At 43.7% G+C, this 12,542-nt stretch carries 12 protein-coding genes; 3 read left to right on the top strand and 9 right to left on the bottom strand.

All coding sequences use genetic code 11. From position 1 onward, the window contains the following. Window positions 1-47 precede the first annotated feature (47 nt). Window positions 48-1,610, bottom strand: coding sequence for a murein biosynthesis integral membrane protein MurJ (murJ, locus tag AB6E30_RS01010; RefSeq protein ID WP_032547643.1), 1,563 nt, complete (start codon window positions 1,608-1,610; stop codon window positions 48-50). 251 nt (window positions 1,611-1,861) lie between these two features. On the opposite strand from murJ, the gene rpsT reads away from it, so the two are divergent. Next, window positions 1,862-2,122 (top strand): 30S ribosomal protein S20, encoded by a 261-nt coding sequence (gene rpsT, locus AB6E30_RS01005; protein WP_004739529.1) that lies wholly within the window; start codon window positions 1,862-1,864, stop codon window positions 2,120-2,122. A 277-nt stretch (window positions 2,123-2,399) separates the two neighbouring features. Here the strand turns inward: rpsT and AB6E30_RS01000 are convergent, their stop codons facing one another. Continuing rightward, complete coding sequence (locus AB6E30_RS01000) at window positions 2,400-2,693, bottom strand: metalloregulator ArsR/SmtB family transcription factor (protein WP_004735028.1); 294 nt, start codon at window positions 2,691-2,693, stop codon at window positions 2,400-2,402. A gap of 100 nt (window positions 2,694-2,793) precedes the next feature. Next, window positions 2,794-3,684, bottom strand: coding sequence for a transcriptional activator NhaR (gene nhaR / locus AB6E30_RS00995; protein WP_017059341.1), 891 nt, complete (start codon window positions 3,682-3,684; stop codon window positions 2,794-2,796). A 389-nt stretch (window positions 3,685-4,073) separates the two neighbouring features. On the opposite strand from nhaR, the gene AB6E30_RS00990 reads away from it, so the two are divergent. Further along, window positions 4,074-5,219: a Na/Pi symporter gene (locus AB6E30_RS00990; RefSeq protein WP_017059340.1), complete on the top strand. Its 1,146-nt coding sequence runs from the start codon at window positions 4,074-4,076 to the stop codon at window positions 5,217-5,219. A 259-nt stretch (window positions 5,220-5,478) separates the two neighbouring features. Here AB6E30_RS00990 and AB6E30_RS00985 read toward each other — a convergent pair whose 3' ends face one another. The 5 genes from AB6E30_RS00985 to rppH are packed head-to-tail and all read right to left on the bottom strand — an operon-like array spanning window position 5,479 to window position 10,789. After that, window positions 5,479-6,330, bottom strand: coding sequence for a thymidylate synthase (locus AB6E30_RS00985; protein WP_017059339.1), 852 nt, complete (start codon window positions 6,328-6,330; stop codon window positions 5,479-5,481). Window positions 6,331-6,339: 9 nt separating this feature from the next. Next, complete coding sequence (lgt, locus tag AB6E30_RS00980) at window positions 6,340-7,161, bottom strand: prolipoprotein diacylglyceryl transferase (RefSeq protein WP_017059338.1); 822 nt, start codon at window positions 7,159-7,161, stop codon at window positions 6,340-6,342. A gap of 57 nt (window positions 7,162-7,218) precedes the next feature. Next, on the bottom strand, window positions 7,219-8,010 hold the full coding sequence (locus tag AB6E30_RS00975) for a sulfite exporter TauE/SafE family protein (protein ID WP_017059337.1): 792 nt from the start codon (window positions 8,008-8,010) through the stop codon (window positions 7,219-7,221). 8 nt (window positions 8,011-8,018) lie between these two features. Then, on the bottom strand, window positions 8,019-10,268 hold the full coding sequence (gene ptsP / locus AB6E30_RS00970; protein WP_372102417.1) for a phosphoenolpyruvate--protein phosphotransferase: 2,250 nt from the start codon (window positions 10,266-10,268) through the stop codon (window positions 8,019-8,021). A 2-nt stretch (window positions 10,269-10,270) separates the two neighbouring features. Next, a complete protein-coding gene (rppH, locus tag AB6E30_RS00965; RefSeq protein ID WP_017059335.1) occupies window positions 10,271-10,789 on the bottom strand; it encodes an RNA pyrophosphohydrolase in 519 nt (172 codons plus the stop codon). 616 nt (window positions 10,790-11,405) lie between these two features. Between rppH and mutH the strand changes: the two genes are divergently transcribed. Next, the gene (gene mutH / locus AB6E30_RS00960) at window positions 11,406-12,071 is read left to right on the top strand and encodes a DNA mismatch repair endonuclease MutH (RefSeq protein ID WP_372102416.1); all 666 of its coding nucleotides are present in this window, start codon (window positions 11,406-11,408) and stop codon (window positions 12,069-12,071) included. Window positions 12,072-12,159: 88 nt separating this feature from the next. Here the strand turns inward: mutH and AB6E30_RS00955 are convergent, their stop codons facing one another. After that, entirely contained in the window at window positions 12,160-12,471 is a 312-nt protein-coding gene (locus tag AB6E30_RS00955) for a DUF6482 family protein (protein ID WP_004735016.1), read from the bottom strand. Window positions 12,472-12,542 lie beyond the last annotated feature (71 nt).

Raw genomic sequence — 12,542 nt, 5'->3', positions numbered from 1 at the left:
TTGCATCATTTATTGTGTGAAACCGACGGATTATATACTAATCAGTATTAATCTGTCGCTGCTTTTAAATGTTTTACTCGGATACCTAAAATCAGTACCGAAACAATATAAACAAAGCCACCAAGTCCAATCAAGCCAGTTAATGTCAGCGCTCTCTGGCTAAAGCTCCATTCAAGCCAATGTTGCATATTATCCAGCTGCCATAAAATAGCCGCTACCATCACCACACCTGAGATAATTAATTTGGCACTGAACAACAAGGTTGTCTTAGTTAATTGATACACACCCGCAAGGTGCAATCCTCGATATAACAAGGCCATATTCACAAAGGCAGACAGTGCCGTCGCAATCGCCAAACCCACATAGCCATAAAAACAAGCAAAGATCGCGTTAAACACCATATTGGTCACCATAGCGATAATGCCGTACTTAACCGGTGTTTTGGTATCTTGGCGAGAGTAATAGCCCGGAGCTAAAACTTTAATCAGCATGAAATTAAGCAAGCCTGATGCGTAAGCTACCAATGACATCGATGCTTGCTGTACATCGTGTGGAGAGAACTCACCACGCATAAATAGCACCATCAACATGGGTTTAGCTAAAACGATAAGACCTAACATCGCAGGAATACCAAGCAGCAACACCATGCGCACGCCCCAATCCATGGTATGCGCGAACCCTTCCCCTTGAGCATCTACGTGTTTACGAGACAAAGCAGGAAGAATCACAGTCGCAATCGCGATACCGAATAAACCGAGAGGAAATTCAAGCAGTCGGTCTGAGTAGTACAACCAACTGATAGAGCCTGTTGCGAGGAAGCTGGCAATAAAGGTATCAAACAATAAGTTGATTTGGCTGACCGATACACCGAACAGAGCAGGGATCATTAATGTGCGGATCTTAACCACACCCGGGTCTCTCCATCCCCACTTCGGCTTAACCAACACACCCGCTTTGATCAAGAAAGGCATTTGGAAAAGGAATTGGACTAAGCCACCAAGAAACACACCAATAGCCAAACCAATTTCTGGTTGTTCTAAATTAGGTGAGATAAACCATGCAGCGCCTATGATCATCACGTTCAAGAACACAGGAGTAAAAGAAGAGACCGCAAATTTACCTAATGTATTAAGAATGGCACCAGATAAAGCGACGAAGGTGATAAACCATAAATAAGGAAAGGTAATCTTGAGCATAAAGCTCGCTAGCTCAAATTTGGGTGCTGATGGGCCATCATTTAGCCAGTCGATAAACCAACCCGCACCAAACATCGCGGTGATCACGCCAGAGCCCAATACCCCGATGACGGTGACAATAGAAACTAAAACCCCGAGCGTCCCCGACACCTTAGCAATTAAATCTCGTGTCTTATCTTTATCACCTGCGGCGTGATATTCCGTTAATACAGGAACAAACGCTTGAGAAAACGCACCTTCTGCAAAAAGTCGACGTAAGAAATTAGGAATTTTATTAGCGAAGAAAAATACGTCGGCACTCGCTCCTGCCCCCATCAAATTTGCTACTACTACATCACGTACTAGCCCCAATACACGGGAAACAAAAGTCATTGCGCTGACAATCAGGCCTGACTTTAATAGTCGTTTACTCACAGAAACCTCTGACACTGGTTGATTACTTTCAAGCGAGGATAAATACTATCCTGTCCTAAGAAGCATATTTATTAGCATTGGTCTAAAAATGCTGTTAGAATCCCCGCCATCTTAACCGCGATGACCTTTCCATACCAAAGTTTGTTTGGCTACGATTGGTTTTTGCACAAATCATTTGACAATTAAGCGCTAATGAGGGATAGTCCTCGCCCTTAAATTGTCACCGAACTAAGTTTTTGGGAGTTAGACCCTTGGCAAACAGTAAATCTGCTAAGAAGCGCGCTATCCAAGCTGAGAAACGTCGCCAGCACAATGCTAGCCGTCGTTCTATGATGCGCACTTACATGAAAAAGACTATCGCAGCTATCGCAGCTGGTGATAAAGAAGCTGCAACTGCTGCTCTTGTAGAAGTTACACCACTTCTTGACCGTATGGCGACTAAAGGCCTTATTCATAAGAATAAAGCTGCACGTCATAAGTCTCGTTTCGCTGCTGCAATCAAAGCTCTTTAATAGAAATTTGATTACAACGCAAAACGAAAAAAACCGGCCTAGGCCGGTTTTTTTATATCTAAATTTTGAGTAACGCTTTTATTTTACGTGCTAACAGCCGTTTTTCTGACCGATAAACAATTTAAGCAGATAGATAAAACAAACAATCAGAAAAATAAATAGAGAAGCAAATTGGTACGTAGATAGATAGGTAAACACTAACGTTCAATGTGAAATGCTAACACTTCCTTGTGTCATTCTATCGCTGATAAGAAATCCCCCTCCCACCAGCAATAAGCTACTTGCAGTAAATACCATGCAGTAGGTTAATCATCGCTTTTACTTCTTCACTACTCAATGTGTAATACACAGTTTGAGCTTCTTTGCGAGTTTCGACCAAACCATCTCTTCTCAACCAAGCAAGATGTTGAGATAAAGCAGACTGACTCAGTTCCAACTTGCCACACAACTCCCCAACCGACAGTTCAGTGCCATGTAATAGGCACAAAATCTGTAAGCGACGCTCGTTAGCCATGGCTTTGAGTAGAATCACAGCTTGTGCTGAGTTCTTCTCCATCTCTTTTAAGTTCATAGTTTGGCTCCCTACAACCTTTACGCCAACTACGGGCTATCAGTATTTCCGGCATATTGCGGAGTTATGATAATCGATATCAATTCATTAACAAACTATCTCACTCGAACAATTTGCTAAAATCTGCGTCACATACGTTTTTTACTGCTGGATGTTGGATCATCCTCTCAGCAAATATGACGTAGTACTCCTCTTTTAACTCTTCAATACCGCCTAATAGTTGCAGTGATGTGTCGTCTTCCACTTCAGACATATAAATCGTCGGTGCTAAAAATATTACGTCATGATGGTAACGAGCAAAAGCCTTCATCAATGCGGCATCATCAAACTCACCTAAAATATCTGGCTTAAGCCCTTGTCTATCAAACCATTGCAGCACTTTACGACCCATTGAGGTTCGGCTGCCAGGGATCAAAAGCTTTCTTTGCTCCAATACAGCAGGGAAATTAACCCCTTCAACCTGACCTGAACTAAAAAAGCTCATTCCACTCTCACCCAGCTTTTTACTGAACAGGCCCGGGCTTTGACTAGAGTCCACCGGACAGTCAGACAAAATCATATCGAGCTTATGTTGAGAGAGTTGCTCAAGTAGCATTTCATGGGTCGATTCAAAACAGCGCAAGTGAATGCTGTTATCTGGAGGGATGGTCGACATCAGTATCTTACTGACGAGTCTTTTAGAGAGCGCATCCGCGACGCCAACATCAAACAGAATATTGGAGTGCTGGCTGTAATTCACGATGTCCAGCATCTCGTAACTCAGGCCAAACATACGATCGGCATATTTAAAGACCAGTTGCCCAAGCTCTGTAGGCTCAACACTTCGGCCATTACGCTTGGTCAACTTGCCATCCATGCGTTCTTCTAAGGCTTTTATCTGCCCCGTTACCGTTTGTGGTGTTAGGAATAGGGCTTCTGCAGCTTTAGTAACAGAGCCTTGCTTGCAAACCATCCAGAAGTAATACAGATGGTTGTAGTTGAGATGCGACATAGATGTGCCGTAATAAAAGAATAGATACCCTTTTATATCAAATATGACACCGCCACTCAACAAACTCGGAAAAACCTAACCAAACATAGATTTACCACTTATTTTTTCGAAGTGTCTGATTTCATAATGTAATATTTCATCGATTATTTTCAATTTTTTTCTAACTTTTAAGATCTATATCACCTATAGAATTTCCATTAAAAAACAACTTAAAACAACAACTTAAAACAACCACATTAGCAATTGGAATATTTAAAGAGTAAATCATCACAAAAAAGTCGCACCTAAACCAAAATGTAATATTACTGAAATATTTCCCCTCTAACATCACGCTCAGATTAAACAAACAGACCAAACACAGACTTAAACGGTCCAATGGAGAAAACATTATGAACCAAGCTACTACTGCAGCAGCGCCTATCTCGAGCACTACTCGTTGGCTACGCTGGGCTAACTTGGCATTCATGCTTTACCTACTATTACTTTCAGTTTCAATGGTTGGTACAGGCTTCAAATGGGCAACAGGCGAGCAAGCAAAGGTTCTTTTCGAATTTGCTTCACACCCAGTTGCAGGCTTAATGATTGGTTTAGTAGCAACAGCGCTTATTCAATCATCAAGTACAGTTACTTCAATTATCGTTGGCCTTGTGGCAGGTGGTTTACCTGTTGAGCTAGCAATTCCTATGATCATGGGTGCTAACATTGGTACTACGGTAACCAATACGCTAGTTAGCCTTGGTCACGTTCGTTGTAAAGAAGAGTTCAAACGTGCATTCGCAAGTGCGACAATCCACGACTTCTTTAACCTATTAGCCGTTGCTATCTTCCTACCACTAGAGATGGCGTTTGGAATTCTAGAGAAAATTTCTCACTGGTTAGTATCACCGATGCTAGCAACAGGTGATATGAGCATGGGTGGTCTTAACTTCATCAAGCCAATCACTAAGCCTGTTGTAAGTGCGATTAAAGAACCACTATCAACGTTTGGCGACACTGTTGGCGGCATCATGCTTATCGCTCTAGGTATCGCAACTATCTTCGTAGCTATTACTGTAATGGGTAAGCTGATGAAGAGCCTAATGGTTGGTCGTGCTCGTGAGATTCTAAAGAACGCAATCGGTCGTGGTCCAATCCACGGTATCGCTTCTGGCTCTATCGTGACTATCCTTGTTCAGTCTTCTTCTACGACAACAAGCTTGATGGTTCCACTAGTAGGTTCAGGTGTTCTTAAAGTACGTGACGTTTACCCATTCACTCTGGGTGCAAACATCGGTACATGTATTACGGCTCTACTTGCAGCTACAGCAGTGTCTGGTGAGTTCGCAGTATTCGCACTACAAATTGCTCTAGTACACTTGGTGTTCAACATCATGTCAACGGTATTCATCTTCGGTATCCCGTTCCTACGTGAACTTCCAGTTAAAGCGGCAGACATGATTTCAGACATGGCTGTGAAGAACAAAGCTGTAGTGGCTGGTTACCTTGTTGCGGTATTCCTTGTACTGCCTGGTAGCGTGTTAGCTCTTACCGCTTAATAGCAAAATAAACATCGCTTATAGCAAAGCCCGCTACCTCCTAGGTTGCGGGCTTTTTCTTTTTAAGAGCAGATACGGGATTCGTGTAAGCGAGTATCGAAGAGAAAGAGCCAATGCGCGTTGAGAGTATACGAGTAACATAAAGCATCACACAGCATATGATTTCTCTGCTCTTCGAATCTCGATTACTCGTCACTGTAACTTAGATACAAAAAAGGCTGCACAGAGGCAGCCTTTCAATCAAACAAAGCGAGTGAGATTAAACCGAGAATGGGTACTTAATCGCTTCGTGGCATTCGTAACCTTCAACCCAGAAGTCATCCATCGTTACCCATGTTTCCAAATCTTCTAGAGACTTAATCTGAGGATTGATATGGAATGTTGGGCCAGCTAACGGCTCACGCTTTAACTGGATATCACGCATAGGTGCAAGTTGATCTTCGTAAATATGAGCATTTACTAGCTTATGGTAAGCCACGCCAGCTTTCTTACCCGTGATTTGCGCCATGATAGCTAGGAAGACATACACTTGAACCATGTTGAAGTTCAGGCCTAGGGGTACATCGCAAGAGCGCTGAGTGCTATTTAGGTACAGAGTATCACCAAGTAGTGAGAAGTGATGGCTGTACATACACGGACGCAAACATCCCATGTGGAACTCACCAGGGTTGTAGAAGTTTAAGATCTCGCCGCGGTCATCAATACCGTTAGTTAGATCATCAACAATCTTCTTCAGTTGGTCGATATGACCGCCGTCAGGTTTTGCCCATGCACGTCCTTGAACGCCATAAACACGGCCCATGTCATCTTCACCCTTGCGGTAAGGGTTATTCAGCCATGCTTCATTCAGGTTAGAATTCGCATCCCAAGTTTTAGTCCCTAGCTTACGAAAATCTTCAGCATTGTCGTAACCACGGATATAGCCAAGCAGCTCAGCAACTGCGGCTTTCCAAAAACTCTTACGCGTTGTTACCAGTGGGAATTGGTTATTACCAACATCATATTCAAGGTCAGCATTGATCACGGTTAGGCAACGCTTGCCCGTGCGTTCATTTTCAATCCAAGTACCGTCATCAACGATACGCTGACAGAGATCTAAATACTGTTTCACACCAATTCCTTACTTCGTTTGTTGTGGTAATTCGTCTTTGTAGTGACCACGCTTGTATGCCCACACCATCATCAGCACACCGATGATAACCATTGGCAGTGACAAAATTTGTCCCATAGAGATAAATCCACCGAACAAACCTAGGTGAGCATCAGGTTCACGTACGTATTCTACTAAGAAGCGGAATGTACCATATCCAGCTAGGAATAACCCTGATACAGAACCAAGAGGACGCGGCTTTTTGATAAACCAGTTCAAGATGAAGAACAGCACGATACCTTCAAGCGCCATCTCGTAAAGTTGAGATGGATGACGAGGAAGTGGACCACCGTTAGGGAACACAATCGCCCATGGCACATCAGTCACACGGCCCCAAAGCTCGCTGTTCATGAAGTTACCTAGACGGCCCATACCTAAACCAAATGGGACGAGTGGTGCAATCATGTCTGCCACGCCAAAGAAGGTGCGACCATTCTTTTTCGCATACCAGAACATTGCGGTGATAACACCCAGCAAGCCACCGTGGAAAGACATACCGCCAGTCCATACCTTAAATAGGTACAGTGGGTCTGCTAGGAAAAGGTCAAAGTTGTAGAAAAGTACGTAGCCAATACGACCACCCAACACCACACCTAGAAAGCCAGCAAACAGTAAGTCTGATACTTGCTCTCGAGTCCAACCACTACCCGGTTGATCAGCTCGGCGATTTGCTAACCAAAGAGCAAACATAAAACCGACAAGGTACATTAGGCCGTACCAACGAACTGAGATTGGTCCTAGTTCAATAAGAACAGGATCGATATTTGGGAATTCGATAAAACCCTGAGACATACTTGGCTCTCTATCTAAATTGATTAACGGTTAGCTCAATGACTAACAGAAAAGACGCTACAGCAGCATTGTGGCTGCTATAAACATTAAAAATACCGCAAAGAATTTCTTCAGCACAGGGGTTGGCAATTGAGTGGCCAGTTTCGCACCCACTCGAGTGGTCAAAACTGAGGTACAAGATATCGCGATCAAAGCCGGTAGATAAACATAACCCAAGCTATACGCAGGAAGATCATCGACAGAAGATCCATGCCAAATGAAACCTAGCATTCCCGAAATCGCGATAACACAACCGCATACCGAAGATGAGCCGACGGCTTTACGCATTTCCACACCGTGATGGTTAAGGAAAGGTACCGATAAAGACCCACCGCCAATGCCCGCTAAGCTTGATACCAAACCAATCCCGCCGCCACACAACACGGTTTTAGCTGAACCCGGCATCGATTTTTGGCTCTTGGAGCGAATCGACAATAGCATTTGCAACGCCAACACCAAAACAATCACACCAAAGACTTTTGGTAAGTATTGAGCTGGAATTACATCGGCCACGAAAGAGCCGAGGAAGCCACCTATCACCACACCTGGCATCAACCATTTAACGACAAACATCTCTACGTTACCCAACTTTAGATGGTTAATCGCAGACGATCCCGACGTAACGATGATGGTTGATAGCGAAGTAGCCAATGCCATTTGCATCGCAAACTCTTGGGGGATACCCGCTTTAGGAAGCAAAAACAGTAAGGCAGGAACAACCAGCAAACCACCACCAATGCCTAGCAAGCCTGCTAAAACACCAACAATAGCACCAAGGCCCGCTAACAAGCCTATCAGTTCATATGACACGTTAAATCCTATTTTTTACCTGCTCGAATGAAGCCTGTAAATTCACGCTCTTCGAAATAGTTCAGCATCATACTATAGATGTCACTACCATACGGTTTTGAAAGTGCCTTATTTGCCAAATCCTGTAATTCAGCCAAGTTCGATTGACGAATCAAATATTTGGTTCTTGCGACATTCGAGGTATTCATACTTAACGTCTCATACCCCAATCCAATCAATAGCAGCGCGCCCATCGGGTCACCGGCTAACTCGCCACAAATACAAACAGGTAATTGATATTGCTTACAAGTATCATGAATTTGTTTTAATGCCATGATCACCGCAGGGTGCATTGATTCATAGACATCGGATACTCGTGAATTGTTCCGATCAACCGCTAATAAATATTGGGTTAAGTCGTTGGTACCGACTGAAACAAAGTCGACCTTATGCGCAATCAGCGGCAGTATGTACAGCATGGATGGCACTTCAATCATGATACCAACGCGAGGCATACGCACTCGGTTATCAAGCTCATGCACTTCATCATACGCTTGTTCAATCAACTGTAGCGCGTCATCCAACTCCTGTGCACCAGAGATCATCGGCAGCAAAATACTCAAGTTATGGCTTTCACAGCTCGCACGTAGCATGGCACGTAACTGAATAATAAAGATGTCAGGATGATCGAGCGTAAACCGAATACCACGCCAACCAAGGAATGGATTGTCCTCTTCGATAGGAAAATACGGTAAGGCCTTATCACCACCGATATCAAGTGTACGCATCACCACTTGTTTCTCTGGGTAGCTTGCCAGTACAGAACGATACTGCTTGAATTGTTCATCCTCTGACGGGAATCTTTGCTGCAACAAGAAAGAAATTTCAGTTCGATACAGCCCTACGCCATCAACGCCTTGGTTGATAGCGATGTTAGTGTCTGCACTTAAACCCGCATTAAGCAGAATCTCGACTTGCTTGTTGTCTTGCGTTTTTGCCGGTAGGTACAGCTCGCGATTGACCATAGAGGAGAGCTCACTCTCTTCTAGAATCAGCCCTCGATACTCTTTGAGCAGGCTTTTAGTCGGCTCAATAAAGATCTCACCGCTATACCCATCAACAATCGCTCGCTTGCCATTAGCTTGAGCTAGGTTGAGGTTTACCCCCATGACGGAAGGTATGCCAAGCGCTCGAGATAAAATCGCTGCGTGCGAGTTCGCCGCCCCTTCCAAGGAAATCACCGCTAAGAGCTTTTCTTTGGGAATAGACGCTAATACCGAAGCGGTTAACTCACGAACCACTAGGATAATCGGCTTATCTAACGTGCGAAGTTCATGTTCAGAGTTGTGGAGGAAATAGAGCAGCCTTTGTCCGAGCTCTCGGATGTCTTGTGCTCTCTCACGAAGATACACGTCCGACATACGAGCAAAGCGATTAGAATAACTCTCTACAACCTGTCTTAGTGCCCAATCGGCTTTATCGCCTTTCTGGATTTGGCTTTTTAGATCCTTACGCAGCATAGGATCGTTGAGTAAGTGAGTAAACAGGTCAAAGATCGCCAACGCATCTTTATTGATTTCGCTATCTAAGCGCTTTCGCATGCGCTTAAAGTCATTGAGGGCGTTTTCAACCGCTACCGCCAACAACTCATGCTCTCTCTCTATATTGAGCGTCGAAGCAGGATAAACATCGGTGAGTTCAGGCTGAGTGTTGTCCCACCATAAGTCACCAACCGCCACGCCCGATGAAGCTGCAATACCTTTAGTAGCCGGTAGCTTCTGTTGCTCTAACAGCCAATGGCCTTGAGTTTGGGCGTGCGCCACAATAACGGCAAGTTGTGCAGAGAGCGTGACAAGGAAGGATTCTTCCATCTCACTAAATAAACGTGGGGTCTTCTGTTGAATGACCAATACACCGAGCACTTGCTTGCGGTGGATAATCGGAGTACCGAGAAAAGAGTGATAGACGTTTTCTCCAAGCTCTGGAAAAAACTTATAAGCAGGGTGAGCAGACGCTTGTGCAAGGTTGATAGGTTCAGCACTTCTTTTAACAAGGCCAACCAGACCTTCGTCAAAACCAATGTGAATGCTATTGCCTTTGAAGATCAGGCCTTGAGTTGCCATCAACTCAAGGCGCTGCATATCATTATTTGCCAAATACACGGTGCAACATTCCGTCTGCATCGCACTGCATGTCTCTTTAACCAAAATATCAAGAGCCGTCGACACATCTTCAACTCTTGATACGTGTTCAACTATTTCCCTTAGTTGACTGAGCATGCTTAACCTCTACGCAATTTGCGCTTTCCTTTTATTTTTCGCTCTTTAAACGGCATTGCTAAAGATGCGAACTCTTTCATCGCTCGACGGTAAACATCTCGCTTGAAAGAAACAACTTGTCGAACTGGGTACCAGTAACTCACCCAACGCCAACCATCAAACTCAGGTGTACTTCCACGCTGCATATTGATATGCGATTCATCGCAATCTAAGCGCAAAAGGAACCACTTCTGTTTTTGTCCAATACAGACAGGTTTAGAATCCCACCGAACCAGTCGTTTGGGTAGCTTGTAGCGTAACCAATGACGACTTGTCGCGACGATCTTTACATCCTTTTTAGTAAGGCCAACCTCTTCATACAACTCGCGGTACATTGCCTGTTCCGGAGTCTCACCTTCATCTATTCCCCCTTGAGGGAATTGCCATGAATGTTGCCCGTATCGTTTAGCCCAGAAGACCTGACCATGGTTGTTACAGATTACAATACCAACATTTAATCGGTAACCATCGCCATCTATCACTGGCCAACCTCTATCTAAATTTTTAATTACTCTGATTTTTCCACATATCCCCAATCGGAGCAAACTTAGTGACGTGATAAGCGCTATATTTATGAATAATAACTAGGAATATGGATAAGTTTTGCTCAAATTCTAGTTACCCACACAATAGTGAGACATAGACCACATTTATTCACCTTTTCTGTGAATAACTATGTGAAGAATTACCCGCAATCGTTTTTTTTAATCCATAGATTCATCAACACCAAAAACAACAAATCAGTCAAAATAATTTTATTATTATATAAATCAGTAAATTAAAATAAAATTCTAGTTTTAAAAAACATTAGAAATGTAAAAGATCTTTCAGAAACCTGACATGGTTAAAGATCAACCACTCCGATGTTTATCCACACTACTAAGTGAAAGATTCATTTTGAACCCCATTTGGCAAGCATTTTATCCACCATAAACCCCTGTTTATTTATCCACTAAATTAATATTTCAATTAATTACCTTTATGTCCTGTGGATAACCCTGAGTTTGATCCCTTTTCTCGCAAGGAGATCATTTCTTAACCAGTCGTCATTTGGTGATAACTTCTGATAAAATCATTTTTTTGATCATGCCTTTTATTATGAAACCAGAACCACAAACACAACAAGAGCTGTTAGAGCGCGCGTATGCCATCGCCGGAGTGACCTTTAAAGAGCTCGCTGACGAAGCTGAGATGGTGATGCCAAACGACCTTAAGCGTGATAAAGGCTGGGTTGGGCAGCTATTGGAATGGCACTTGGGTGCACCTGCAGGCAGTAAGCCAGAACAAGATTTTGCCAAGCTCGGTATCGAGCTAAAAAGCATTCCGATTAGCTACTCTGGCAAGCCACTCGAAACCACCTTTGTGTGTGTTGCTCCTTTGATGGGTGTGCAAGGCATAACTTGGGAAACCAGCCACGTTCGAAACAAGCTGTCTAAGGTGTTGTGGATCCCTGTCGAGGGAGAAAGAGAGATCCCGCTAGCAGAGAGGCATGTAGGATCCCCATTATTATGGACACCTAGCCAAGCTGAAGACGAACTCTTGAAGCGAGATTGGGAAGAACTGATGGAGTTGATCGTTTTAGGCAATGTTGAACAGATAACAGCAAGACACGGTGAAGCACTGCATTTACGTCCGAAGGCTGCTAACAGTCGTGTGTTAACGGAAGCTTACGGTGCAAGCGGAAAACCTATCAAAACTAAACCACGTGGTTTCTATCTGCGAACTCAATTCACCCATAAATTACTGACAACACATTACGCATAGATCGTTTAATCGAGCCTCGATAGCCAAAACTATCAGTGCGTTAAAAAACAGTCTGGAATTAGAATCAATATCTCGCTACCAACGCCTCTTAATGAGGTTTGAGCGCCAGTTCAATATCACAGTAGCTTTGGCTTGGCTCATTACCAAACTCATCATAGGCGTTGTGTAAGCGAAGATACGCCTTTTCAAAGCCGAGCCGGAGTAACTCCTCTTTCACTTGATCCAAGGATCCAAAGTGAAGCGGCTCGCCGTCTTGCTTTACCGGTTCTAGCTTATGTTTGTACTCCACCGCCAATAGATATTCTGAAATATCAGAACAGCCAATAACGTACACTTTGGGTGTTTGATAAGAGTCTTTGTGCTCTCCATGTAACCACATGTCTAACTGATGCTTTTGCATAACCGGCCTCCCTTGCTCTCTATAGCTTAGTAGAACTCTATTTCTTTACTAGGGCACGTTGATTTTTCTCG

This window comes from Vibrio sp. 10N.247.311.12, from assembly GCF_041467515.1.
In the GTDB taxonomy this organism is placed as follows: Bacteria; Pseudomonadota; Gammaproteobacteria; order Enterobacterales; family Vibrionaceae; genus Vibrio; species Vibrio crassostreae_C.
Note: the sequence above shows the minus strand (reverse complement) of the source record. Positions and strands in the feature narration are given on the sequence as shown.